The organism is Pedobacter sp. PACM 27299 (genome assembly GCF_001412655.1).
GTDB lineage: Bacteria > Bacteroidota > Bacteroidia > Sphingobacteriales > Sphingobacteriaceae > Pedobacter.
Map to the genome: position 1 here is coordinate 611,699 of NZ_CP012996.1, position 26,977 is coordinate 638,675.

Annotated in this window: 21 protein-coding genes and 6 tRNA genes; 22 read left to right on the forward strand and 5 right to left on the reverse strand. The window is 39.8% G+C overall.

The features are described 5' to 3' along the window. Positions 1-3 precede the first annotated feature (3 nt). On the reverse strand, positions 4-810 hold the full coding sequence (gene murQ, locus AQ505_RS02575; RefSeq protein WP_062546741.1) for an N-acetylmuramic acid 6-phosphate etherase: 807 nt from the start codon (positions 808-810) through the stop codon (positions 4-6). A gap of 185 nt (positions 811-995) precedes the next feature. On the opposite strand from murQ, the gene AQ505_RS02580 reads away from it, so the two are divergent. Next, the gene (locus AQ505_RS02580) at positions 996-2,570 is read left to right on the forward strand and encodes a S41 family peptidase (protein ID WP_062546742.1); all 1,575 of its coding nucleotides are present in this window, start codon (positions 996-998) and stop codon (positions 2,568-2,570) included. Between the two features lie 8 nt (positions 2,571-2,578). Here AQ505_RS02580 and der read toward each other — a convergent pair whose 3' ends face one another. Together der and era are read right to left on the reverse strand one after the other, a co-directional pair. Beyond that, positions 2,579-3,880, reverse strand: coding sequence for a ribosome biogenesis GTPase Der (gene der / locus AQ505_RS02585; protein ID WP_062546743.1), 1,302 nt, complete (start codon positions 3,878-3,880; stop codon positions 2,579-2,581). A gap of 47 nt (positions 3,881-3,927) precedes the next feature. Continuing rightward, the gene (gene era, locus AQ505_RS02590; RefSeq protein ID WP_062546744.1) at positions 3,928-4,806 is read right to left on the reverse strand and encodes a GTPase Era; all 879 of its coding nucleotides are present in this window, start codon (positions 4,804-4,806) and stop codon (positions 3,928-3,930) included. Positions 4,807-4,917: 111 nt separating this feature from the next. Here era and AQ505_RS02595 point away from each other — a divergent pair. The 10 genes from AQ505_RS02595 to AQ505_RS02635 all read left to right on the forward strand — a co-directional run bounded on the left by AQ505_RS02595 (position 4,918) and on the right by AQ505_RS02635 (position 11,094). After that, positions 4,918-4,993: transfer RNA gene (locus tag AQ505_RS02595), tRNA-Met, on the forward strand. Between the two features lie 40 nt (positions 4,994-5,033). Next, positions 5,034-5,105 (forward strand) — tRNA-Glu (locus tag AQ505_RS02600). 70 nt (positions 5,106-5,175) lie between these two features. Further along, positions 5,176-5,251, forward strand: a tRNA-Met gene (locus AQ505_RS02605). A gap of 39 nt (positions 5,252-5,290) precedes the next feature. Then, positions 5,291-5,362, forward strand: a tRNA-Glu gene (locus AQ505_RS02610). A gap of 70 nt (positions 5,363-5,432) precedes the next feature. Then, a tRNA-Met gene (locus AQ505_RS02615) sits at positions 5,433-5,508 on the forward strand. 39 nt (positions 5,509-5,547) lie between these two features. After that, a tRNA-Glu gene (locus AQ505_RS02620) sits at positions 5,548-5,619 on the forward strand. 194 nt (positions 5,620-5,813) lie between these two features. Beyond that, positions 5,814-5,978, forward strand: coding sequence for a hypothetical protein (locus AQ505_RS26570; RefSeq protein ID WP_197286288.1), 165 nt, complete (start codon positions 5,814-5,816; stop codon positions 5,976-5,978). A gap of 132 nt (positions 5,979-6,110) precedes the next feature. Further along, positions 6,111-6,578: a hypothetical protein gene (locus tag AQ505_RS02625; RefSeq protein ID WP_062546745.1), complete on the forward strand. Its 468-nt coding sequence runs from the start codon at positions 6,111-6,113 to the stop codon at positions 6,576-6,578. A 600-nt stretch (positions 6,579-7,178) separates the two neighbouring features. After that, a complete protein-coding gene (locus AQ505_RS02630) occupies positions 7,179-8,465 on the forward strand; it encodes a YeiH family protein (RefSeq protein WP_197286289.1) in 1,287 nt (428 codons plus the stop codon). A 73-nt stretch (positions 8,466-8,538) separates the two neighbouring features. After that, positions 8,539-11,094 (forward strand): ATP-binding protein, encoded by a 2,556-nt coding sequence (locus tag AQ505_RS02635; RefSeq protein WP_062546746.1) that lies wholly within the window; start codon positions 8,539-8,541, stop codon positions 11,092-11,094. A gap of 4 nt (positions 11,095-11,098) precedes the next feature. Here AQ505_RS02635 and AQ505_RS02640 read toward each other — a convergent pair whose 3' ends face one another. Both AQ505_RS02640 and AQ505_RS02645 read right to left on the reverse strand, forming a co-directional pair. Further along, a complete protein-coding gene (locus tag AQ505_RS02640) occupies positions 11,099-12,427 on the reverse strand; it encodes a sigma-54-dependent transcriptional regulator (RefSeq protein WP_062546747.1) in 1,329 nt (442 codons plus the stop codon). A gap of 89 nt (positions 12,428-12,516) precedes the next feature. Then, a complete protein-coding gene (locus AQ505_RS02645; protein ID WP_062546748.1) occupies positions 12,517-12,828 on the reverse strand; it encodes a hypothetical protein in 312 nt (103 codons plus the stop codon). 238 nt (positions 12,829-13,066) lie between these two features. Here AQ505_RS02645 and AQ505_RS02650 point away from each other — a divergent pair, with 238 nt between their 5' ends. The 11 genes from AQ505_RS02650 (at position 13,067) to AQ505_RS02700 (ending at position 26,921) form a co-directional block, all read left to right on the forward strand. Further along, the gene (locus AQ505_RS02650; protein WP_062546749.1) at positions 13,067-13,504 is read left to right on the forward strand and encodes an RrF2 family transcriptional regulator; all 438 of its coding nucleotides are present in this window, start codon (positions 13,067-13,069) and stop codon (positions 13,502-13,504) included. A gap of 93 nt (positions 13,505-13,597) precedes the next feature. Continuing rightward, positions 13,598-14,389, forward strand: coding sequence for a uroporphyrinogen-III C-methyltransferase (gene cobA / locus AQ505_RS02655; RefSeq protein WP_062546750.1), 792 nt, complete (start codon positions 13,598-13,600; stop codon positions 14,387-14,389). A gap of 162 nt (positions 14,390-14,551) precedes the next feature. After that, positions 14,552-16,147, forward strand: coding sequence for a S8 family peptidase (locus AQ505_RS02660; RefSeq protein WP_062546751.1), 1,596 nt, complete (start codon positions 14,552-14,554; stop codon positions 16,145-16,147). A 222-nt stretch (positions 16,148-16,369) separates the two neighbouring features. Beyond that, on the forward strand, positions 16,370-17,098 hold the full coding sequence (locus tag AQ505_RS02665; protein ID WP_062550862.1) for a tyrosine-protein phosphatase: 729 nt from the start codon (positions 16,370-16,372) through the stop codon (positions 17,096-17,098). Positions 17,099-17,199: 101 nt separating this feature from the next. Beyond that, on the forward strand, positions 17,200-18,009 hold the full coding sequence (locus AQ505_RS02670) for a polysaccharide biosynthesis/export family protein (protein ID WP_062546752.1): 810 nt from the start codon (positions 17,200-17,202) through the stop codon (positions 18,007-18,009). 35 nt (positions 18,010-18,044) lie between these two features. Next, on the forward strand, positions 18,045-20,396 hold the full coding sequence (locus AQ505_RS02675; protein ID WP_062546753.1) for a GumC family protein: 2,352 nt from the start codon (positions 18,045-18,047) through the stop codon (positions 20,394-20,396). A 15-nt stretch (positions 20,397-20,411) separates the two neighbouring features. Continuing rightward, positions 20,412-21,962, forward strand: a complete 1,551-nt coding sequence (locus tag AQ505_RS02680; protein ID WP_062546754.1) for a hypothetical protein — start codon at positions 20,412-20,414, stop codon at positions 21,960-21,962. 97 nt (positions 21,963-22,059) lie between these two features. Next, entirely contained in the window at positions 22,060-23,067 is a 1,008-nt protein-coding gene (locus AQ505_RS02685) for a nitroreductase family protein (protein WP_062546755.1), read from the forward strand. A gap of 26 nt (positions 23,068-23,093) precedes the next feature. After that, a complete protein-coding gene (locus AQ505_RS02690; RefSeq protein WP_062546756.1) occupies positions 23,094-24,335 on the forward strand; it encodes a polysaccharide pyruvyl transferase family protein in 1,242 nt (413 codons plus the stop codon). Next, the gene (locus AQ505_RS02695; RefSeq protein ID WP_062546757.1) at positions 24,328-25,665 is read left to right on the forward strand and encodes an O-antigen ligase family protein; all 1,338 of its coding nucleotides are present in this window, start codon (positions 24,328-24,330) and stop codon (positions 25,663-25,665) included. Before AQ505_RS02690 ends, AQ505_RS02695 begins: the two co-directional genes overlap by 8 nt. Next, positions 25,662-26,921 carry a glycosyltransferase gene (locus AQ505_RS02700; protein ID WP_062546758.1) on the forward strand — a complete coding sequence of 420 codons (1,260 nt, stop codon included), beginning with the start codon at positions 25,662-25,664 and terminating at the stop codon, positions 26,919-26,921. Before AQ505_RS02695 ends, AQ505_RS02700 begins: the two co-directional genes overlap by 4 nt. The last annotated feature ends 56 nt before the right edge of the window (positions 26,922-26,977 follow it).

Consider the following 26,977-nt stretch of genomic DNA (forward strand, 5'->3'; position numbering starts at 1 on the left):
CTGTTATTTGCTGCCAGCTTCTACTGCTTTACGTACGCTGCCGTAGCGTAAAAGCAAGTCTTCCGCCTTCGCGTAGTCAATGTTTAGTTCTTCCATTACCATTTGTGTGCCACGATCCACTAATTTATGGTTGGTCAGCTGCATGTCCACCATTTTGTTACCTTTTACACGTCCGAGCTGAATCATGACGGTAGTGCTGAGCATATTTAAAGCTAATTTTTGTGCGGTTCCTGATTTCATGCGGGTAGAGCCGGTCAGGAATTCGGGGCCGACTACAATTTCTACAGGGAAATTACTTTCTGCGGCAATTGGGCCACCGGCATTGCAGACGATACATCCGGTCAGGATGCCATGCCGACGCGCGGTGTTTAATCCGCCCACTACGTAAGGTGTAGTCCCGGAAGCGGCGAGGCCAATTAAACTGTCTTTTTCATTGATCTGGTATTCCTGTAAGTCGATCCAGGCCTGTTCTACATCGTCTTCTGCATTTTCAACGGCTCTTCTGATCGCAGTATCGCCGCCGGCAATGATGCCAACTACCCAGTCGAAAGGCACCCCAAATGTTGGTGGGCATTCTGAGGCATCTACTACGCCCAAACGGCCGCTGGTTCCTGCACCTATGTAAAATAAGCGGCCACCATTACGCATGCGTTCCGTTACGGCAATTGCCAGTTTTTCCAGCTGCGGAATTGCTTTTTCTACTGCCAGTGGAACGGTTTGATCTTCTTTGTTAATTCCCTGAAGAATTTCAAGGACAGACATCTGATCGATGTGATGATAGGTGGATTCCTGCTCGGTAACTCTGATCATATTTTTTTTTGTTAAAACTCGGGATTTTCTTTTTAAACGCGAAATATTCGCCTATCATATAGGATCTTCGGGAACAAAGCTGCAACATTCTTGTTAATTCTTATAAAGAGTAAACAATTGTTAATGATTAGGACTTAATTTACTAAATGATAGGGTTATTTTATAACTTTACGCAGCAATAAACCATGAAAAAGACCACCCGAAACCACCTTTTAATCGCGCTTACTTATTCTCTCACTTTAATAGGGGGGATGTTTGTGGGCTATAAGTTTTTAAAAGATCAGGGGTATACGATGCAGAAGCCATTGGCTTATGCGGCGGATAGCAGCAGGAAGGTCGATGAAATCATCCACATCATCAATAAAAACTATGTGGATGAGGTGAATGCAGACAGTTTACACCATTTGCCAATTGATAGTTTACTCCATCAGCTGGATCCGCACAGTGTGTATCTACCTCCGGCTAAAGCCAATGAATTTGCCGAAAATTTAGGAGGCAATTTTGAAGGCATTGGGATTGAGTATTACATTTTGAATGATACTTTATTGATTACGAATGTAGTGAAAGATGGCCCGGCATTTCTTGCCGGACTTCGTCAGGGAGATAAGATCCTTAAAATCGACACCATGTTTGTGAGTGGACGTGACCTGCCAAGAGAACAAATGGTTGGCAAGATCAAGGGGAAGAAGGGAACTGCTGTTAAATTGAGTATTTTACATCCTGGGAATCCTCAGCCGGTGATGCTCAGCGTAAACCGGGCGAGGGTAAAAGTGAGCAGCATTGATGCTGCTTATATGCTCAATCCCGAAACGGGATATGTGCGCATCAGCAAGTTTGGTGCAGATACAGATTCCGACTTTGTCGAATCTGTGCGTAACCTGAAGTCGAGAGGCATGAAAAAACTGGTTTTAGACCTTCGCGATAATGGGGGAGGCTACCTGACTGCGGCAACGGGCTTGGCGAATCAAATTCTCAGCGAAAACAAGCTGATTGTTTATACACAAGGAAAACATGAGCCGCGTACGGATTACTTTACAACAGGCGGCGGTGAGTTTGAACAGGGAAAACTGGCGATATTAATCAATGAAAACTCTGCTTCTGCATCAGAAATTCTTGCCGGTGCGGTCCAGGATCTGGATCGTGGGATCATCATCGGACGCCGTTCCTTTGGTAAAGGGCTGGTACAGGAGCAATTTCCCTTTGTGGATGGATCGGCTTTGAATCTAACGATTGCGAGGTATTATACCCCATTGGGCAGGAGTATTCAGAAATCTTATAAGAAAGGATACAATGCCTATCAGAATGAAATTGAGGACCGTTTTAATGATGGGGAGCTGACTTCAGAAAACTTAAAGGATAGTTTGAAGAAAAGTAAAGACTTTTTAGGTGGCGGTATCCAGCCGGATATTTATGTAAAAATGGATACCAGTGGTTACAACAGGTTTTATGCGAAGCTGATTGCTAAGAAAGTATTATTTGACTATGTATATGACGTATTGGGAAATCGTTATACCGCTTCTTTTTTAGAACAAAACCTTGCAACCTTTACCATTAATGATGCAGATTACAAGGATTTAATTAAATATATTCAAAATAGGAATATTGTCATAGAGCCTAAATTACTCATGGCCGCAAAACCTTTGATCCTGAATGATGTCAAAGTTTTGCTTTGTAAATACCACCTGGGTGATGCCGGTTATTACAAAGCGCTCAACTTGAGTGATGCAATGGTCAAACAGGCATTATCCAGTTTGCAGTAATTTATGGATTATTTCTGTCTGAAATAGATCTGGATTGGTGATCCCGAAAAATCGAAGTTTTCACGCAGTTTATTTTCAATGAAACGTTTATACGGTTCCTTAATGTACTGAGGTAAGTTACAGAAGAAAGCAAACATTGGTGAAGTACCATTGATTTGCGTAATGTATTTGATCTTGATGTACTTTCCTTTCAATGCTGGCGGCGGATATTTTTCAATAATCGGCAGCATCACGTCATTTAATTTAGAGGTAGGAACTTTCTTTCCTCTGTTTTTGTGTACTTCCAATGCAGTTTCAATGGCCTGGTGAATACGTTGTTTGTTGATTACTGAAGTGAACACGATAGGTACGTCAGTGAATGGCTGCAATTTAGTGCGAATCTGATCTTCAAAAATCTTAGTGGTTTTGCTGTCTTTTTCTACTAAATCCCATTTGTTGACCAGGATCACGATACCTTTTTTGTTTTTCTCGGCCAGGTGGAAAATGTTAACGTCCTGCGATTCTAACCCTTCCATAGCGTCGATCATTAAGATCACGACATCCGCTTCTTCTAAAGCTTTGATGGTACGCATTACAGAATAAAACTCGATGTTCTCTTTTACTTTAGTTTTTTTACGAAGACCTGCAGTATCGATGAACATGAATTCATGTCCGAATTGATTGTAATGGATATGTATAGAATCTCTTGTTGTTCCAGCGATAGGTGTTACAATATTTCTTTCTTTACCAATCAATGCATTGATTAGTGATGATTTTCCAACGTTAGGTCTGCCAACAATAGTAAGTTTAGGTAATGTATTTTCTTCTTCTACTACATCTTCGAAGTGTTTGATTACATCATCTAATAAATCACCTGTTCCAGAACCAGTCATAGAAGAGATCGGGTAGATCTCACCTAAACCAAATCCGTAAAATACGGAAGCATCATTTTGTAATTGAGTATTGTCTACTTTATTTACAACGATGAATACAGGTTTATTGCTGCGTCTAAGTAACTGTGCAATTTCGTCATCCAGGTCGGTAATGCCGGTTACGACATCCACCATAAACAACAATACAGTTGCTTCTTCGATCGCAATGACCACTTGTTCGCGGATTGCTGCTTCAAATAAATCTTCGGAATTGGCTACATAGCCTCCGGTATCAATAACAGTAAACTGCTTATCAGTCCATTCTGCCGATCCGTAATGACGATCACGGGTTACACCGCTAAAATCATCAACAATGGCTTTACGACTCTCTGTTAAGCGGTTAAATAGGGTAGATTTGCCTACGTTTGGTCTTCCGACGATTGCGATAATGTTGCTCATGTGTATGTATGAATTGTATTAATTATTAAGGGGTTGCAAAGGTAAGCTTAATTTTCGTACCCGAAACTTTTTAAATAGTTCTTTTTACTGCGCCAGTCTGGAACTACCTTTACAAAGGTTTCTAAAAAGACTTTTTGGTCCAGGAATTTCTCAATATCCTTACGGGCCTCAGTACCTACCTTTTTAAGCATTGCGCCACCTTTACCAATCAGGATGTTTTTCTGAGAATCACGTTCTACGATGATCTCTGCACTAATCCTGGTAATTTTCTCTTCTTCTTTGAAGGAAGTAATCACTACCTCTGTGCTATAAGGAATCTCTTTCTGGTAGTTATTGAAGATCTTCTCTCTGATAATTTCCGACACAAAGAATCTTTGTGTACGGTCTGTCAAATCTTCTTTATCATAGAAAGGAGCATGTTCCGGTAGTTGATCCAATACCGTTTCCATAATACCATCCAGGTTATATAGGTGTAAAGCGGAAATGGCATATATATGTTTAGGATTTAACTTTTCCTGCCAGTAGGTCATTTTCGCTTCTACTTCTTCTTGTGTTGCGTTGTCGATCTTATTGATCAGGACAATCATCGGGATGGTCGTGTCAATGATTTTATCTAATACATCATTCTCATCATGTGTTTCGTTAATGTCGGTAACGAACAGAATAAGATCTGCATCAGTCAGTGCTCCTTTTACAGAACTCATCATAGAATCTTGTAAACCATAACGAGGTTTTATGATCCCCGGAGTGTCCGAAAATACGATTTGATAATTTTCTTCATTGACAATTCCCAGAATACGGTGACGGGTAGTCTGAGCTTTCGGAGTAATGATAGAAAGCTTTTCACCCACCAGGGCATTCATTAACGTTGATTTACCCGCATTGGGCTTACCAATTATACTTACAAAACCTGCTTTATGTGACATGAAAATATTTTTTGAAATAAATTTGCACCGCAAAGAAACGAATTATATCTTTGCATTCCAATTCGGAGGAAGAGTTAACCAATTAATTAACACAATCGGAATTGTATATAGTGCGGGATGGAGCAGTTGGTAGCTCGTCGGGCTCATAACCCGAAGGTCATCAGTTCGAGTCTGGTTCCCGCTACCAAAATTGATTCGCTAATTGTAAAATTAGTGGCAGTCAAAATGGCCCGTTCGTCTAGGGGTGAGGACGCCAGATTTTCATTCTGGTAACAGGGGTTCGATTCCCCTACGGGCTACGATCCTCCTTACGTGTAAGGAGGATATTAATAAACTTGACTACAGAGGTAGGATAGTAATCACATAGAGTGCGGGATGGAGCAGTTGGTAGCTCGTCGGGCTCATAACCCGAAGGTCATCAGTTCGAGTCTGGTTCCCGCTACCAAAACAGGTTCGTCAACGCAAGTTGAAGGCAACCTTAAATGGCCCGTTCGTCTACCGGTTAGGACGCCAGATTTTCATTCTGGAAATAGGGGTTCGATTCCCCTACGGGCTACAATCTTCCTTTACTATGTAAAGAAAGATCATTAACTTTAACACGTAGGTGTTGAAGCAGTAACATAGAGTGCGGGATGGAGCAGTTGGTAGCTCGTCGGGCTCATAACCCGAAGGTCATCAGTTCGAGTCTGGTTCCCGCTACCAAAACGGGTTCGTCAACGTAAGTTGAAGGCAACCTTAAATGGCCCGTTCGTCTACCGGTTAGGACGCCAGATTTTCATTCTGGAAATAGGGGTTCGATTCCCCTACGGGCTACGAAGCCGCTTTACGAAAGTAGAGCGGCTTTTTGCTTTAATAGGCTTTCCGCCTATTGCCTGCCTGCAATTCTACAAATCTTCATTACTAAACTATCATGGGTTCTCCAGCTAAAGCGCAGCCGAAAATTATGGTGTGGTACCGCTAATATTGATACCTTGCAGCAGTATAACATTTATCTCAATAAAATATTCATGGAAAAAAGAACCGTTTTACAGATCTCTGCAGTTTTATTAATCATTTTAGGTATCGCTATAATTTTTGTTGGTTTATCCGGACCTAAATTCATGCTGCCACCAGTGATTACCGGTTTGGGATTTTTTGTGGTCAGCTCGGCGCTGTTTGCATTAAAAAAATAGAACAATCTTTTCGTTTTTCTGTTTGTTTCGGTAATGACGCTGCTAATTTATAAATGGAGTAGTTTCATTAAAAGGAAATATTCATTATATTGAGTTAATCATTAAGCTTTTATTTATCGAAATCATTTTATCATGAAAAAATCAATTCTTTATCTGGCCTGCATGGCAGTACCGTTGGTGTATAGCTGTAGCGGTAACAATTCTGAAAAAAAAGCCGCTGTAAAAGTCGACACTACGGTGAGTAGCGAATGTTATGTAGCTATAGATGCTTTAGATACGGCCAATCTTCACCTGAATACAAGTAGTGAAGGGAAAATTACCGGTCATCTGCTCATCAATTACAAGGATAAGGGAGATAATATTGGTGAAGTAGCGGGAAAATTTAGCGGGGATACCTTATTTGTGGATTATACCTTTAAAATAGGGAATGCAAATCCAACAGTTTATAAGAACCCATTGGCATTTTTAAAGAAAGATGGTAAGTTGATCTTAGGCGTTGGTCAGATTGAAACTTCTGTAGGACGGTCTTATTTTGTAAAAGGTAAACCGATCTCTTTTGATAAAGGCAGATTTACATTTGCTCCTGAAGCTTGTAAATAATAACATACCCCATAAAAGCTGCGGAAATTATTTTTTCGCAGCTTTCTTGTGAAATGATAATTTTGTAAACAGGACACTGGCGACTGTTTTGAAATTAATTATGATGAAGTAAACACTTCTTTGAGCGCTGTGTTGAATTTCAATGCAGCGATTTATTAGCAATTCATTCCTTTTTTTAAAATCTGGTCATTCATCGGATTTATTCGGATTCGCTCTTCTTCTTTTAAAACGAGCCCCATAAATTAGTTGTTTTTTTCTCTAAATCCACAATTATTCTGACAACAATATCGCTTATAATCCTCATAATAGGTCATTAAGCAGGGTATTGGGGGAATTTAAAACTAATTTCAAATAAATTCTATTAAATTAGTAGACTTTATTATCTTTGAACTCAATAAGCATTAAGAATGTGATTCTCAGTTCGTCCGGACTGTTGCTTAAAAATTAGATGTTTGGTTAGATCTAAGTTTTGTTTGGTTAAAAGCCAGGTTGGATGACCTGGCTTTTTCATTGTCCGGGCCCCTAGCTTTCAGCTCAAAAGGATGAATCATAAAGAAATTAATTCTTAATTTACGACACACAAATAAATGAACCTAATCAATGACCAAAATTTCAACCAACACCAACAAACTCTTAATTCATGAAGACTGGGCGGTAGTGATACTCGGATCCCTTGTTATCCTAAGTAGTCTTTTCTTTTTCTTATTGCCGATCCCGGTTTTCAAATGGGATAGCCTAGCCAATTTAAGCGACAAGATTTTCCATATGGAAAACTTAACCGCTATTTTTATCCAGTTTGTATTTATTACAGTGATTGGCGCGGTAGGTGCTTTCATTATGGGTAAATCCGTAAAAAACTTTTTAATGGGCTTTCCGGTAGTGTATGTGCTCACCATCATTGCCTTGCTGATTGCCGGGAGTTCCAGCATGCGCGCACTGAATCTGGAAGCTGTAATTTTTAGTTTGATGATTGGCCTGGCCATCAGCAACTTCTTTAAACTGCCGCAATGGTTCAAATCAGCCCTGTCTACCGAGCTTTTTGTGAAAATCGGATTGGTACTATTGGGGACTACCGTGATCTTTGCAGATATTTTAAAGGCCGGGTCTTTAGGCTTGATTCAAGCTTTAGTAGTCGTTATCTCCGTATGGTATTTTGCTTTCTGGCTTTGTAAGAAGTTAAAAGTAGATGATGAACTGACCATGATGATTTCCAGTGCAGTTTCTATATGCGGGGTTTCTGCCGCAATAGCAACCTCTGGCGCAATCAAAGGAGATTCCAAAAAACTCTCGTATGTGATTTCTATGGTATTGATCACTGCCATTCCAATGATGATTTTTATGCCTTACATCGCACATTATTTCTCCTTTCCACAAGCCGTAACAGGTGCTTGGCTGGGTGGAAGTATTGATACTTCCGGTGCAGTAGTAGCTTCCGGAACTTTAGTAGGGGAAGAGGCTTTGAAAATCAGCACAATTGTGAAGTTTTCCCAAAATGTATTGCTTGGGATTGCCGCTTTTGCCATCAGTATTTACTGGTCTTATACCAACCATAAAGATGAAAATGGAGAAAGAGTAAGGCCAACAGTAGGGGTGATCTGGGAACGCTTTCCTAAGTTCGTACTGGGCTTTATCGGCGCTTCTTTATTGTTCTCTTTTTTCTTGCCGCAAGAGATGATTTCCAATGTGAAAGACAGCTTGAAAAATTTACAGGGTGCCTGGTTTGCATTGGCATTTACCAGTATTGGTTTAGAGACTAATTTCAAGGATTTATTCGGTAATCAAAGCAAGAAACCTTTGTATGCTTTTTTGCTGGCACAGCTGTTTAACGTGATCATTACATTGATTATCGCATTTTATTTGTTTGGCAACACGGAGGTCTTTGCTTAACTTTTCTGAAATTACAGATCATGGCAGGCTCCTTGCTGTTCTATCTGTACATTTGAAATTGTGTTTGTAAAAGATGAGTGATACCCCAAAGAAAAGTCTGTTTAAAGCGATAAAAGGAAAGGTAATTATTGCCTTATTACTCGCCTGTTTTGCCTTAATTATGGCTTGGGCAGTAAGTAAAGTCGCTTTTAATGAAATGCTGAATACCGTAGAAAATATATCTACGCCTAGTGAACGACTGAGGATGGTAAACCGCATCTCTTTAAAGATCAGCCGACTGGATCAATTGCAGAAAACGCAAGCCTCAAATGATCCGAAAAACTATAGTAAACTTTTAAAGGAATCCGGGGAGCTGCGTGCTTCCCTGGATTCTTTATCCAGCTTATATGCTAAAGATTCCGTTCAATTGCAGCGGATCGGCAGTATTCAAAAGCTGCTGAAAGAGCGTGATAACCAGTTTCTGAATTATCTAAAGGTGAGGGAGCGATTGGTAAACAACAAATCCTTCTCCACCCAGGTACAGAATCTAAGTGAAATGGTTAATAAAAGTGGGAACGATAGTACTGTTCTGGCTTCCCAATTGCAAACGTCTACCACCACCATTTATTCTTCAGAAGATAAAAACAGGGGTTTCTTTGGGCGTCTTTTTGGAAAGAAGAAAGACAGCGAAGACAATAAGTCTTATAAGATCATCAATGAAAAGAATCTGAAAGTAGATACCATTTCACTTTCAAATGAAGACAAGACCTCTAAAAGTCTGGAAGAAACACTTCGCAACATTGAAAAAGAGCAGAAAAGAAACAGTGCACGCTTTTTAAATAAAGAAGCGGAACTGGCCAATGCCAATAACCTTTTGATCAATCAGATGCTCGACATTCTCCGTAAGGTAGAAAGCGAAGTGGTGACGCAGATTGAACTCAATGGGATTCAGGCCAAGCATGTCGTAAATACCGGGATCAATACCATTAGTGTCATTATGCTGGTCTTTTTCCTGCTTATGCTCCTGATGCTCTATTTCATTCTAACCGACATTACCAGAAGTAATCGTTATAAAAATGAACTGGAACAGGCCAGAGATCTGGCCGAATATCATGGGATGGCCAAGCAGCGTTTCCTGTCCAATATGAGCCATGAAATCAGGACGCCGCTCCAATCTATTATTGGTTATGCGGAACTTATTCGGCAGCAGGAGAAACCGAATCCCCGGGATATTGATGCCATTTATCATTCTTCAGAACATTTGCTGCAGATTGTAAATGAGGTGCTGGACTATAACCGGATCATTTCTGGTAAATTTACTTTCATAGAAAAGCCTTTTGATATTGCTAAATTATTGGAAGAAGTGATTTTCGTGATGCGGCCACAAGCCGAGCGTAAATCCCTGAATTTGCTCACAGAGATCTCCCTGCATGAAACAAAATACATCAATGGTGATCCTTTCCGCTTAAAGCAAATCCTATATAATTTATTGGGTAATGCCATCAAATTTACCAACGAAGGAGAAGTGGTTTTGTCTGTTTTTTATAAACGACAAGGTGAAAGTCTGCATTTTACTTTTATGGTAAGAGATACTGGAATCGGCATTTCAGAGGCTTCAAAAGCAGTGATCTTTAATGAATTTGAGCAGGTCAATGAAAATGATCAGGAAGTACTGCATCAGGCAGGAACAGGATTAGGGTTAACCATTATCAAATCTCTGATAGAAACCCAGGGCGGAAGAATTTATGTGAAAAGTAAAGAGGGGGTAGGCAGTGTATTTACCGTTTATCTTACTTTTAAAATCGCGGAAGAGCCGATAGAAGAGAAGTTATCACAATCAAAAGATCGGTTGAGCTGGAAACCATTTAAAGTATGGGTGGTAGATGATGATCCACTAATTTTAGAGCTTTGCAGTATTATTTTTGAACGGAATCATATTGATTATACCAGTTTTAATTCTCCGGTACAGCTGCTGCATGAAACAGAGGAAGCCGCGGGTTTAAAATATATCCTATTGGATATGCGGATGCCGGAAATGAACGGCATCGAACTTTGTCAGCTGCTGCGGAAAAAGATGGGCAATACGGTTAAGATCTTTGCGATTACCGCTCAGGTGCTTCCCGATGAACGTGAATTTCTTTTGAATAATGGGTTTGATGGCTTGGTGATGAAGCCTTTCCGTGAAAACGAGTTACTGGCCGTTTTTTCTGAAGAACTGGAAGCGCAGTCTTTTTCAAAAGAAGCTAAACTTGTGGTCGAGGATAAAAAAATAGATTTGGCAGTAACAGATGCAGTTGCTGATCCTGTACTTGATGCTATTGAACTGGATCTTGGTCCTTTGAGAAAAATGACCTTTGATGATGAGGAGCAATTGAAAAAGATTTTGAACAGGTTCACATTAGACTGCGAAAATGACCTGCAGGAATTGACGGAGGCGATGCAGAAGGAGGATACGGAAAAGCTCGGTCTGCTGAGTCATCGACTGGCAGGTCGCATCGCACAGATCGGTTCTAGAAATCTGGCCAGTGACTTCCGGCAACTAGAACTTGTTTTTCATCAACAAAGCATTCCCGATGAAAAGAGCAAAAAAACTGTTGTCGAACTATCCGCAAAATTAAAGCAGCTGATCGACCAGATCCACAAGCTGTAATGACTTATTCTATCTCATAGCGTTCCATTTTACTGTATAGGGTCTTGCGATCGATATTCAGTAATTTGGCAGCTTTAGATTTGTTGTATTTTACCTTAACCAGGGTTTCCATGATCAGCATCTTTTCATTGACTTCATTGATGGCTTTAAGATCTGAGCCCTGTGGTTTAGGTACCTGATTAATGGAAATGATCATTTCTTCTGGTAGGGCATCTATCCCTGCAGTTTCAGTAGGCGTCAATAACACCATTCTTTTGATCACATTTTTCAACTCTCTTAAGTTTCCTGGCCAATCGTATTGCAGCAGCAGGTCTTTTGCAGCTGGAGAAAGGTGCTGTACATTTCTATTCAACTCTTCATTTGAGAGTTTTATGAAATGATTGATAAACAGTTCAATGTCTTTTCCTCTTTCTCTCAAAGGTGGAAGCTGAATTTTAAACTCGTTTAAGCGATGGTAAAGATCTTCTCTGAAATCACCATTGCTGACACTGTTCTTAAGGTCATCATTGGTGGCCGTAATGATTCTGACGTCTACTCTTACATTCTTTGTACTGCCTAAAGGCTGAATGGTCCTTTCCTGTAAAGCGCGCAGCATTTTGACCTGCACTTCATAGCTTAGGTTTCCTACCTCATCTAAAAACAAGGTGCCTCCATTTGCGGCTTCAAACTGTCCTTTTTTATCGTTTAGGGCACCGGTAAAAGCGCCTTTAGCATGTCCGAACAATTCACTCGCAGCCAATTCTTTTGACAATGCACCGCAATCTATGGCAATAAAAGGTTTGTCTTTACGCTTGCTGTGGACGTGTAATGCCCTGGCTGCATATTCTTTTCCTGTTCCGGTTTCGCCTTGAATAATCACCGACATGTCTGTTGGTGCAACCAGGTTAATGTGTTCGTATAATTTATCAGCAATGCTGCTTTTTCCTTTGATGGCATCGGCATGTTCGATTGAATTGCCGGAAACGGGTTTTTCTTTTTTACCTAAAGCATTGTTGATGATCATCAGCAATTCATCAGGATTTACAGGCTTCGTAATGTAATCGAAGGCCCCTAATTGTATAGATTTTACAGCGGTTCTGACATCATTAAAACTGGTCATAATGATCACTGGCTGGCTCATACCCCTATCGCGAATATGCGAGAGGACATCAAGCCCGGTGCCATCAGGAAGACGATAATCTACCAGAAATAAGTCGAAATTTTGTTCAGCGGTCAATTTCAGACTTTTCTTCACATCATTGACCGCAACAGGTTCATGCCCATGCTTGGTCAGGAAGCCTTCCAGGATTTGCGAAAAGGTAAGATCGTCTTCAATAATCAGTATTTTTGCCATAAGAATCTCGCTTGTAATTATAGCAAAAATACGAAAGCCGGGGGACATCCGGCTTTCGTACACTATATTAATTGTTATTTATTGATGGTTTACTCAATAACAGCACCGTCTTTAGTTATTTTTAACGATGCAGCTTCGTCTCCTTTTTTAACATCTACCTGAAAGAATTCAGTTTTGTCGGCATTCACGATTAAGAATGCTGCTGCTGGAGTCCAGTCTTTATATTTGTCGGAAGCCAATGTTGTTTTTACTGCATCCGGAAGATCTTTCAATTCAACTGGAGTTTTTGTAGTGCTATCTTGTTTTACACTGATGATAACTGGGTTTTTAACGTCAGTTGCTTTTACTTGTGTTAATCCTGCGAATGCTAAAAATGCGGCTGATAAGATGATCTTTTTCATAACTCTATATTTAAATTTAAATTCTTTTTGTTTCAATTACGATTAGATAAGGTACATAATGGTGCCAGAATCAGGGGGTCTCCAGTAAAAGGCTCGTAATCAGTGTTTAGCTGGTTTGCGCCAAAATTGAAACTGTTGCATTATTCCACACTTTGTGGCCGAAAGAAACATGGGGGAGGGCTATTTCGACAAATTATTACCTGATGAGAAAGTAATGGATTTTTCTTAACTTTGCCTTATGCTATCTAAGAAGACTAAATATGCAATAAAGGCGCTTGTAGCGCTCGGAAAAAACGCTGGAAATCCTCCTATGCAGATCGTAAGATTGGCAGAGCAGGAAATGATCCCCCGCAAATTCCTGGAGCAGATTCTATTGGATATGCGTAATGCAGGATATTTATACAGTAAGAAAGGTGCCGGTGGCGGTTACAGTTTAAATAAGGAACCGGGAGATATTTTCCTGGCTGATATTCTTCGCATCACCGATGGCCCTATTGCCATGGTTCCTTGTGCCAGTCTTAAATTTTATCGCAAATGCGATGAATGCCATGATGAAATCACTTGTGGAATTAGAAAAACATTTATTGATGTTCGTGATGCGACACTTAAAGTGTTGGCGCAAACCTCTATTGCAGATGTGATTGCACGCGAAACAGATGGTAATTTCATAGAATAATCAACTATTTTAAAATAAAGTCTACTACTTCTATAGTCTTTTTATATATTTGTGTCAGCAAGACAAATATATAATCCCTTTAAACCTAAGGCTATGATTTTAAATAAGATTGAAAATGGTGTAAAAGAACCTAAAATTACATTAGTAGGTGCTGGTCCAGGTGATCCTGAACTGATCAGTTTAAAGGGAGTAAAAGCCATCAACACAGCGGATGTAGTGCTGTATGATGCCCAGGTGAATGAAGCATTACTCAACCACGCACCTGAGAAAGCCATTAAAATATTTGTAGGTAATAAATCTGAAGACGTATCCTATTCCCAGGATGCGATCAATAAGCTGATGATTGATTACGCTTTAAACTTTGGCCATGTGGTGAGGTTGAAAAGTGGTGATCCATTTGTTTTTGCCCGTGGATTTGAAGAAGTGGATTATGCGGAATCGTATAATATCCAAACGGAAATCATCCCAGGGATCTCCAGTGCTTTAGGAGTTCCTGGTTTACATAAAATTCCAATGACTTATGATAGACTGAGTGATAGCTTTTGGGTATTGAGTGGCACTAACGCAGCTGGGGAGCTTTCTCCGGACTTGAAAGTGGCCGCAAAATCCAAAGCAACGGTCGTAGTACTCATGGGAATTGAGAAGATCAGAGAGATTGCTGCTATTTTTCAGCAGGAAGGTAAAAATAGAATGCCGGTAGCGGTCATTGAAAATGGTTCTTCTGTGAATGAAAATATTAAAATAGGGGTAGTAGATACAATTGCAGAATTAATTGAAGACCATAAGATCTCCGCGCCAGCATTACTGGTATTCGGAGATGTGGTTTCTTTACATCCCTCTTTTGCCAGAATCAAGAATTTCTATGAACTGATGGAACTGCAATAAGCGTTTATTTTGTCAGATTAACTATTCACTATAATTTTTTCAGAAAGCCGGATATTAAATCCGGCTTTTTTACGTTTATGCTGGGATATTGGTGATCGTCGCATATTTGATACGAACACCATTTCTCATTTATTATTTAACTTTGTCCAAATTATCTATTATATGAATATGAAGAAAGCGAACTTTTGCTATCGTGGAATATTGAGTTTGTCCTTATTGGCAGTGGTTCCATTCGTGTCTGTAGCACAAAAACCAAACTGGCAGAACCTGGATCTTAAAACAGATACTACCTTTGGTATCAGTACTGAAAAGGCTTATAAAGAATTGTTAAAAGGGAAAAAGTCTAAATCTGTAATTGTTGCGGTATTAGACGGTGGGGTCGATATTAAACATGAAGACCTGAAAAGTGTCATTTGGGTAAATAAGAAAGAAATCGCTGGAAACGGAAAAGACGATGATAAAAACGGATACATTGATGATGTAAACGGCTGGAGCTTTTTAGGATCTAGCAAAGGGTCTATCAACTATGAAACATTAGAATTAACACGTTTGGTTCGCAGAGACAATGCGAAATTTGCGAATTTAGAGGCGAGTTCAGTAAAAGCGGAGGATCTTCCTGCATTTGAAACGTATCAGAAGAACAGGGCTGAATTTGAAAAACAATTGGTAGAAGCTAAAGAGAATCTGGAGCGTTATACTGCCTTGAAAGATGCAATTGACGGAGTAGTGAAAACGATTGGCAAAGAAAACCCTACTGCGGCAGATTTTCAAAGTTACCATCCTGCAAATGACATGGAAAAAAATATCCAGAGAATCATGGTGCAGCAATTACAAGAGACCAACTTTAAAGATTTTTATGCAGAGCAGATTGTAGATGGTGTGGATCATTTTAAATCTCAGGTGGAGTATAACCTAAACCTTGACTTTGATCCAAGATCAATTGTTGGGGATGATCCTAATGATGTGAAAAACCGTTTCTATGGCAATAATGATGTTGCCGGACCAGATGCTTTGCACGGTTCTCATGTGTCAGGAATCATTGGCGCAGTAAGAAATAATAAAATTGGGATCAATGGTGTAGCAGATAATGTGGTGATCTTACCGGTTCGTAATACGCCAAATGGTGACGAACGTGATAAGGATGTGGCCAATGGTATTCGTTACGCAGTTGATAACGGAGCAAAAGTGATCAACATGAGCTTTGGAAAAGGTTATTCATGGGATAAAAAGATCGTTGATGATGCCGTGAAATATGCCGTATCAAAAGATGTTTTATTAGTACATGCTGCTGGAAATGATAATAAAGACCTGGATGAAGCTCAAAACTTCCCTAACCCTGAATATCAGGATGGTGGTGTAGCTTCTTCATGGATCACAGTAGGTGCTTCAGGATGGAAAAACGATGAAACCATTAAAGCTGATTTTTCTAATTACGGAAAAACTAAAGTAGATGTATTTGCACCTGGCGTAAACATCAACTCGACTACTCCGGGTTCTAAATACCAAAAATTGAATGGTACCAGTATGGCTGCTCCAGTGGTAGCTGGTTTGGCTGGTTTGATCCGTTCTTACTACCCTAACTTAACTGCTTCGGAAGTGAAAGACATCATTATGAAGTCTGTAGTGAAAGTAGATCAGGTGGTAAAAGTACAGCAAGGTGACGCGGTTAAGGACATTCCTTTTGCTGATCTTTGTATCAGTGGCGGTGTAGTTAATGCTTATAATGCACTTAAACTAGCTGCTGAATACAAGAAATAATCGCATAAGTTTTAAGATAAGCCTGACATCGCTAGATGTCAGGCTTTTTTTTTGCCCTAAATCAGTACCCATTATTGGGTATATTTCCTTAATTACAAGCGGAATGCAGTAAAATATAACGCAGTTAATCCAACGCTATTGTATTTTTGTTAAAATGACAGGGAGATTTGATATGGGGTTATGAAATCCATGCTTGTTTTCAAAAAAATTAAAAATTCTAAGATGTTTTCTTTTTTTAACAAAAAAATGCACATCGACCATATTGAGTGGTTAGGTGTGGACATGCATGCACATTGGTTACCGGGCATTGATGACGGTGCTAAGAATATGGAAATGGCACTAAATTTTATGAAAAGTTTACAGGATCTGGGCTTTAAAAAATTACTGGCCACACCTCATGTTTTTGCCGAACTATATCCAAATAATAGAGAGATTATAGAAAGTACCTTAGAAGACACCAAACAGGCTTTAAAAGCCAGCTCATTACCTATAGAAACTGGAGCCGCAGCAGAGTATATGGTAAATGAGGATTTCGAAATTACCAGTAATATGATGTGCCTCCCCAAAAAGCACATTCTAATAGAGTTGTCTTATGTATCGGAAATGCCAAACATAGAGCAGATCATTTTCAACCTCCAGGTTAAAGGATATATAGTCGTCCTGGCACATCCCGAGCGTTATAGCTTTTATCAGGATAAACATCAGCGTTTCCACCGTTTGAAAGAAATGGGGGTATTGTTTCAGCTCAACCTGCTTTCCGTATCTGGCTATTATGGAAAAGACGTAAAAAGACTCGCCGAGTACCTGCTTCAAAAGAATTACTATGATTTAGCAGGAACAGACTTACACCACGATAAACATTTGCAGGCATTGACTATTGAAATACAAAGTGGACGCCTGTTTACTAAGCTCGGAAATGTTGATTTCAAGAATATGGAGCTGTTTTTCTAGCTAAATACCCATTTGTAGCTAGGTGTAATTGAAATTTAAAACGATTATTTTTGCTTTCACATGATTCTGGTGATTAAGCCGTTTTTTAGATCGAAATTACTATGGTTAAAGTTTTGTTATCAAGAAAATACCTGAATTATTTGGCTATTTTCTCTATTATTTTGCTGAACTCTTGTTCTACGACAAAAAAAGTTCCTTATTTCCAGGATATTACTGCTAATGGTCAGTCTGATATTGAAAATACTACGATTTTTAAGGGTTTAACTATAAATCCTGATGATATTTTGTCGATTTCATTGGTAACTGTTGATCCGACGACCGGAATGCCAGTAAATCAATTGGCTAGTCAGGCGGCAAATGGCAGTACTATAGCTGCAGCATCTGGCAGCAGTACTTCCGCAGCCAGCGGTTTTCTGGTAGATAAAAATGGTGAGGTAGACCTCTCTATCATTGGCCAGGTGAAAGTTGCCGGATTAACTACTTACGAGGCACGTGAACTCCTGAAAACTAAAGCCGCCGTCTTTTATAAAGATCCCAATGTGCAGGTCAGGTATGCCAATTTCAAAGTAACTGTATTAGGGGAGGTGGCAAGGCCTTCTTCTTATATCCTCCCAAATGAAAAGGTGAGTGTACTGGATGCCCTGGGTATGGCTGGTGACCTCACGATTTTTGGAAGAAGGGAAAATGTATTATTGATCAGGGATCAGGACGGCAAAAAAGAATTTGCACGGTTAGACCTCAATTCCTCCCGGATTTTTGACAGCCCATTTTATTATTTGAAACAGAATGATGTGATCTATGTAGAGCCTAATAAAGGTAAAGCAGCCTCTTTAAACCAGGCAAGAACACAAACTTTTGCAGTGATTGGAACAGTTTTGTCCGTTTTAATTGTATTGTTTTCAAGGATTTAACTGCCATTGCTTTATTAACCGCTAGACTATAATAAATGAAGAACATAAATTCTGAAGATAAAACCGCGCATGAAAATTCAGATGGCCTGGATGTTAAACAGCTCCTATTACGCTTATTGGACAATTGGTATTGGATTGCGTTATCCGTATTCCTTTGTCTTGGGCTTTCTTATTTATATGGGAAGTATAAAACTCCCTACTATAAAATTTCCGCCAGAGTTCTGGTAAATGACGAGAAAAAAGGAGCAGGAATGTCGGGTGGTGGTGATCTTTTAGGTGACATTGGAGGGCTTCTAGGTACAAAAAGTACCGTGGATAATGAAGCTGAAATCCTGAAAACCAGGAACCTCATGGCTGAGGTAGTGAAGGATATGAACCTGAATGTTACCTATTACAGGACGGGGGCGATTAAAAATGTAGAATTGTATGAATCCCCTTTTCAGGTAAAGGTTTTGGCCCCGGTAGATACCATTAAAGCGGCTGAAGTAAAAGTAAGCTTTGCAGAAAAAGGAAAAGTAGCTGTGACCGCCGATGGACTGGATACACTGGTTGCCTTTAACCGTTCCTTTACGATTCCAGAGGTAGGTGTAGTTCAGATTGTAGAAAATGCAGCGGTTGCCCCAGCCAATAAAAATTACCTTTTTAGCATCTTGTCTGTAGATTCAAGAGTAATTGATCTAATGGCTGCATTAACTGTAGAGGTTAAAAATAAGCAGGTGACCGTGATTGACCTTGCGCTGAATCATCCTGTGCCAAAAAAGGGAGAAGATATCTTAGGTAAACTGATTGAAAAGTATGTCCAGGCTAACCTTAAAGATAAGAATGAAGTGGCTGATAGTACGGTAAAGTTTATTCACAATCGATTGGCGCATATCAGTGGTGAGCTGGGTGGATTAGAAGGTAATATTCAATCATTTAAGCAGAAGAATAACCTGGCAGATATGTCGGAGCAATCTAAGTTACTGGTGCAAACCAGCGGTCAGTACGTGAATGAGCTGGGGAAGATAGAAACCCAAATCAGTGTTTTAAGTAGTCTGCAGGACTATTTGAAAGATGAAGGTAAGAATAAAAAAGTACTGCCAAGTTCATTGATCCCTACAGATATGGTATTCAATGCGGTGGTAGAAAAATACAATGCACTGAGCTTGGAAAGGGCGAGAAGAATGATTGGTGTGACGGAGTCGAATCCGACCATTCAATTGATGGATAAGGAGATTTCTAATGCCAGAGCAGATATTGAAACTAATATTGCCAGTACGCTAAATGGTTTTGTGATCACCAGAAACCGCATTAATGAGCAAATGAAAAAGGCAGAAGGTCAGGTGCGAAATGTTCCTCAAATGGAGCGCAGTTACCTGAATCTCGCCCGCCAACAACAGATCAAACAGGAGCTTTATATCTTTCTGATGCAGAAAAGTGAGGAAACAGCGATTTCGAAAACAGCGAATATTGCCAATTCAAGAACCATAGATCCACCTAAATCTGAAATTAAAGCCTTTAGCCCTAAAAAAGCTTATGTCTATCTGTTCGGATTGATTGCTGGACTGGCCATTCCTCTTGGAATCATGTACCTGAAAGACCTCTTGAATGATAAAGTACAGTTGAAAGAAGATGTTACCAAGGCGACTAAAGTGCCCGTAATCGGAGAAATCAGTCACCAGGAAGACAATCAAAATATGGCCATTGCAAACAGTTCACGCTCCGCAATTTCAGAGCAGTTCAGGGCATTGCGAACCAATCTTTCTTTTCTGTTTAAGAGCAAAAATGAGAAAGTGATCCTGTTTACCAGCAGCATGTCTGGCGAAGGAAAATCTTTTGTAGCGATGAACCTCGGACATATCTTGGCCCTGGCCAATAAGAAAGTACTGCTGATGGAGCTGGATCTACGTAAACCCGGTCTTTCCGCAAAATTAAACCTGCCAGGTACAGTTGGGTTTACCAATTATGTGGCCAATTCTGAATTCAAAACAGCAGATATCATCATGCCGCTGAAAATCCAGGAGAACTTGTTTATGATCAGTTCAGGTCCGATTCCTCCGAATCCAGCAGAGCTATTATTGAGTGAAAGAACACAATCGCTGATGGAAGAATTGAAAGAACAATTTGATTATATCATCATTGATGCACCGCCGATAGGCATCGTAACGGATGCGCAATTGCTGGCTTCCTATGCGGATGTGTGTATTTATGTAGTGAGACAAAATTACACATTAAAGCAGCAATTGACGATTGTGGACGACTTGCAGAAGAGTCAGAAGATGAAAGGTCTAAGCCTGGTGATCAACGACATCAAGGCGACTAAAGGATACGGTTATGGTTACACTTATGGTGACTATGGCACCAGTCCGCAGAAAACAGGTTTTTTCAATAAATTATTCAAATCATAATAACCAAAAGATCAAATGAAATCAGGAAATAAGGTAGTGATGAACATGGGGATATTGTATGCCCGTATGTTGATTACCATGGGGATTTCATTATATGCAACGCGGTTGGTATTAACCGCTTTGGGTGCGGCAGATTATGGGGTTTTTAACCTGATCGCCGGATTGATAGCCATGCTTTCCTTTCTGAATACCGCAATGGCTACTTCTACCCAACGTTACCTTTCCTTTTATCAGGGGAAAAATGACCTGACAATGCAGAAAAAAGTTTTTTCAAATAGCCTTGTTCTGCATCTGGGAATTGGAATTCTGATTGTTGCCGGATTGGAAATCGCAGGATTATTTCTGTTCAATGGCTTTCTGAATATTCCAGCAGATAGGATTCATGTTGCCCAGATGATTTATCATTTTATGTCGGTCACGGTTTTCTTTACGATTGTTGCCGTTCCTTTTACCGGTTCTTTAGTGGCACATGAAAATATGCTATGGGTAGCCATAGTGAATGTAGTGGAAACCCTTTTGAAACTAGGGATCGCTTATTTATTATATGTAGTTACTCAGGATAAACTGGCCGTTTATGGTTTATTAACAGCAGGGATTAGTATCATCAGCTTGTTAATGTATGCAGTGTATTGCTTCTATAAATATGAAGATTGTACACTGAAAGGGATCTTTTCAGTTGATACAAAACTGATGAAAGAGCTGACTTCTTTTGCCGGCTGGAATTTATTCGGTTCCTTATGTGCCTTAGGCAGGGCAGAAGGCTTGGCAATCCTACTGAATATTTTTTTAGGAACGGTGGTGAATGCGGCTTTCGGTATTGCCAATCAGGTTGCAGCACAGCTTAATTTTTTTTCATTCACACTATTGCGCGCCATCAATCCACAAATCATGAAAAGTGAGGGTGCGAACAATCGTGAAAAGATGTTGAGGTTGTCTATGATCGGCAGCAAGTTTGGATTCTTTTTGCTGGCTTTTGTGGCTGTTCCCTGCATTTTTGAAATGGATACCATCCTTCGTTTATGGCTCACCAAAGTCCCGGAATATACTGTGGTATTTTGTTCCTTAATGTTGGGTGCAACCTTAATTAATCAGCTCACCATAGGCTTACAATCTGCAGTACAGGCTACGGGAAGAGTGAAAGCTTACCAGATGGTAGTGGGATCCGTATTATTGCTTGCTTTACCACTGGCATACGTGCTGTTAAAGTTAGGTTATCCTCCTTACTACGTATTTATTGGCTATTGTGTGGTGGAGCTGATCGCCTGTACATTGAGGCTGTTTTTCTTAAGAAGCATCGCCGGATTGTCTATTTCGCTTTACTTCTCTAACGTAATTTTTAAAATTATTATTCCGCTTTCTCTACTGGTGCTGACCTGCTATTTATCGGTGTCTTACCTGCATTTCGAATTCAGGTTTTTCTTTACCGGCACCGCTGGAGTCCTGGTCTTTGGAACAGGGATTTACCTTTTCGGATTGTGTGAGGATGAGAAACTATTTATAAAAAAGATGATTCCTGCTTTGCTGGAAAAGCTGCAGGCAAAGAAGCGGCAATTGAAACATACATAAAACCAACCAAATATAAACTGAATGAACTTAACCTGCGCTGAAACCTAGTTTCGGCGCATTTGAGTAAGACCAGCATTTAAAAATTATAAAACTCCGAATGAAAAATTTAATTAAAAAGATCGTTCCAAAATCAGCTAAACGGCTTTATAGAGCGAAGCAAACACAGTTGTCGATTATTAAAGATTATTTATATGATTACCGGAAGTTTAACAGAGAGTCTGCCTCCTTCAAGTTAAGAAGCAAGGAAATGATGCAGGCCTATATTCTTAAGGAATATCACGCCGTGGAAAAAGGATTGGCATTACGTGAGCCACGTCCTGGGTTTGGAGGACCAAGGATCGGAGCATTGGCAGATATTGTGGATGATTATGTGACTAAATATGGCATAGACGCAATTACAGATATGACCGCTTACACACTTCGTGAATATTTGAATTTCGATGAGGGCCACCATCAGGTATCTGAGGAATTGAAAAGTAAGCTGGAAGGCCTGTTGATGAGATGTGATGAATCTACGCTCAATAAAACCGGAGGGACAAAGATGGTTCCCAGACAGGAGATCCTGAATACTTTAGATTTTGATTACGAACGTTTTTTCAAATCCAGAAATAGCGTCAGAGATTTTTCAGAGCAACCAGTACCGACAGAAAAGATATTAAAAGTGATTGATACAGCCAGATATACGCCATCGGTTTGTAACAGACAGTCCTGGAAAGTCTATGTGATTGAACATTCCAATGTGGAACTGAAGCGTAAACTTTTGAATGTGCAGAATGGAAATAAAGGCTTTGGAGAGCACATCAGCTCTTTAATTGTCATCACCGGAAAGCTGTCTTCCTTTTTCGCCTATGAAAGAAATCAGGTGTATATCGATGGAGGAATGTTCGCAATGTCTATCGTGTTGGGCTTGCATGCAGAAGGATTAGGGGTTTGCTGCCTGAATACCAGTTATGCTAAAAAGCAGTATGAAGCATTTACAAATTCCATGGAAATGGACAGCGACTGTGTTCCGATCATGTTTTTAGCCGTCGGAAACCTCAAAGAGAATTACAGTGTCGCCATCTCTGAGCGCAGACCATTGACAGATATAGTGGAAGTAAGGTAGTAAACGTAATTTTTAATATATAATTGATGAACAAGTTAAAAGAAGTATTTAAAGGGATTTATGTAGAGTTTTTCTGGTCTTTAGCCCTTTTCTGTTCCCTTTTTATAAAGGGTAAAAAGGACGCGAAGAAAGTATTGGTACTTCCTGCAGCCAATTTAAATGGTGGATTTGGAGAGGACATTATGATCACTTCCTTTATCAATAACTTCGCAAATGATGCGCAGGTTTGTATTTTAAATGGCCATAAAATTATTCGTGAAGACTATAGAGCGATCAATAAAAATGTGGTGTTTCTGGATGGCTTTAATGAAAAGGTTAATTTTCTTAAGCTGTTGTTGCTGATCAAAGATTGTGCTTTAGTGTATGTCATTGGAGCAGACATCATGGACGGTACGTATCGCATTCATAATTCTATCAACCGCCTTAGGGTGATTGAGCTGGCACATCGCATTGGCGTGAAAGCCCAAATCTCCGGATTTAGTGTCAGCAAAAACATATTGCCAGTGGTGAAAGCGAAGTTTTCATCGGTTGCAAAAGATGTTAAATTGAAAATCAGAGATGTAGAATCTTATGTAAGAATGAAAGATTTTATTCCTGCAGACCGATTGATCCTAACCAATGACATCGCTTTTATCTGTCCTGATTTACCTGGAGTTTATCAAACTGAAACTTTTGATGCCTATAAGACATGGGTTCATAAAGTAAAAGCCAGCGGTAAAACGGTAATTGGTGTTTGTCCAAATGCAATTCAAGCAAAGAAAATTGGGTTTGACAAGTATCTTTCTGGTTTCAAGAGCCTGCTGGAGGGATTTTTAGATGCGGGAGATTATGCTTTTGTATTTCTTTATCATGACATCAGACCGATTTGTGATGAGGCCAGCGATAGCACCATCAGTCGGATTCTGGACGGCTACTTCAGCGCTAAAAACCTGGACTGCTTTTTTACCGATCAGATTAAAAATGGGGTGGAGCTTAAAGGCTACGTTTCACTGGTAGATTTTACCATCACGGGAAGGATGCATTTGGGGATATCAGGGCTGACTTATTCGAAGCCGATGTTTGGCGTTTCTTATGCCAATAAGTTCGAAGGAATGGTAAAACTGTTTGATATTGATCCGAACCTTTGCCTGATTGATTACGATAAGCTGGACAATTCAAAAGAAAAGATCCGCCTGTTTACGGAAAACTTCCCAGCAATTCAAAATAGTGTCCATAAGCACATCAGTAGTGTAAAATTAGAAACCACTAATAACTATACCTATGGGTAAAGGAATATTATTATTTCTGATCATCTTCTGCTATATCTTTAGATCGGTAGTTCTTAAATCTAAAAATAAGGACACCAAATTTTTGTGGGTTAGTTTTTTTATTTTCTGCATTCCTTTTGAATTTGGAAAAGCATTAAACACCCCAAAGTTCAATGATATCGCCGGAACAGTACAGCCAATATATATCATTTCCTTAACCATAGGATTGATCATTGCGGTATTGCCCTCGGCAAAAAGAAGATGGATGGAGTATTCCTTTAAACCCAATAACTGGGTCAATTGTGTGTGCCTGCTGCTCCTTTTGTCCTTTCTGAATCCTTATAATTCTTTCCCTACAGGAACTTGGGTATTGGCCATCTTTTTCTTGTCGAACATCCTTTTATTTAAAATGCTCAGCAGTTTTCTGAGTATGGAAGATGTACTGAATGGCCTGTTTGATGGTTTAATGCTATTGACAGTTGCACAGTTTTTTCTGGCCATCTGTTTTCCAGTACTGGGGATATCTGCAGTCACCAAGCTGTTCCATGAATCAGCTGAAATATGGGCTACCAGATTGGATACCCGAAGCGGGGCAGTAGGCTTCTTTAACCATCCCGGCAGACTGGCTTTATTTATGGTGATTACCGCCGCGTTTTTCCTCGCTACCTACCTTTATGATTTTAGAAAAAAAGCCAGTAAAATGGCGCTGATTCTTTGTGTACTGATTATATTTTTAACGTATTCCAGAACTTCATATTTAGCCTTGATCATCACGCTTTCCAGCTGTTATTACCTCAATAAAAACGCACATAAAAACCTTTTTTCTGTTGGTAATATTTTGAAGTTCGTGGTACCAACGGTACTGGCCCTCGTTTATCTGATCGCTTATTCTCCTTTAAGTGAACTTTTCATGGGAAGTGATTCCTCTGATCAATATGACAACCGCATGGTGCATTGGCTGATGGCCCTTCATTTATTTGATGCTTCACCAATTATTGGTGTTGGCTTAAATGGTCACCTTTCTTACTTATCCCAACACCTCGGTATTGTCAATCAAATGACGACAGACGATTTTTTTGCCATCAATCCCATCCATAATATCCACCTGATTGTCCTCGCAGAAGTGGGGATTACAGGCATGATCTTATGGATCGGCTTTTTATTTGGCAACATCTTTAAAGCTAAAAAAGAAATTAGTAAAGGGCATAATGAAATCCTTTCCCTCAGTATGATCGGCTTATTTATCGCCTACATCATTTACGGACTTAGTGGCTGGGCTCCATTCTCAACCGCCATACTACCCATATTTCTTTTCATCACCTTTTTTTCAATTAAATATAGACAACAATGAGGAAGATATTAATTGTTACCCCCTATATGCCATTTCCTCTAAATTCAGGAGGCAGGATCGCCCAATTCGAATTCGATAACGAATTGCGCCATCATTTTGACATGACCATTGCATTTACCATGAAAGCTGAAGAGCAAAAAGATTTAGAGCAGCTGAAAGTCTTATGGCCAAATGTGAGTTTTAAACCCTATCTGATTACTGAGCAATCCCTTTCCGGTAAGATGAGTTCTGTACTATTCCGCTTCTCAGAATTTTCAAACCGTTTAGTTGGTAAAGGTGTGTTTTCTGCCTTTTGTAAAACAAATTTAGATCGGCTGCTGAAAGTAAATACCACACTTTTCAGGTCCAAAAGCTTTGGCTTTCCCCGCGGTTTTATCGACCATTTCAGGAATGTCCTGCTGGAGAATAACTTCGAATTTGTACAGGTAGAATTTCATCAGTTGATTTCCTTTGCTAAATATATTCCCCGCAGTTCTTACCGGATCTTCGTCCACCATGAGCTGCGATTTGTAAGAGAAAAAAGAGAACTGGAACTTTTCAGTTTTCAATCAGGTTTTCTAAACCGGGTATACAAAAAGAACAAATCATTTGAGCTGTCTGCACTGGAGAAATATGATATGGTCTGTACACTTTCAGAAGTAGATAAGGTCATTTTGGAAAAAGACCTGAAAACAGCGCGACTGGTTTCTTCTCCTGTTCCCATTAAAGCGATGGCATCCGGAACGAACTATTCTTTTGATCATAAACTAGTCTTTTTGGGTGGAGAAGATCATTTCCCAAATAAAGAAGGACTGGATTGGTTTCTACGAAATTGCTGGACAGGCTTGAAAGCAAATTACCCTAAACTGGAATTGATGGTGGTCGGAAAATGGCACCAGAGCAGCATCGCTGAATATGAAACTGAGGTAGCGGCCGTAAACTTCATGGGCTATGTAGAAGACCTATCTGCGGTACTGGCAAACAGCATCTTTATTGTTCCTATTCGTATCGGCAGTGGGATTCGTATGAAAATTATTGAAGCGGTAAATATGGGGATTCCTTTTGTGTCTACAGAAGTAGGGGTGGAAGGACTATGCTTTAAAAATGGAAAGGACTGCTTAATTGGCAATACGCCACAGGAGTTCTGCTCTTCTATTGCCAAGCTCATTGAATCCAATGATTTAGGGCCCCGTTTGTCAAAAAATGCACTGCATACGTTGAATGAAGAGAATTCTTATCAGAAGTTAATGGATAAAAGATTGGCTATATATAATTAATCGCTTAACCAGCAGACTAGAGGCAAGCACAGCGCAATAGCTTAGTAAAAACACAG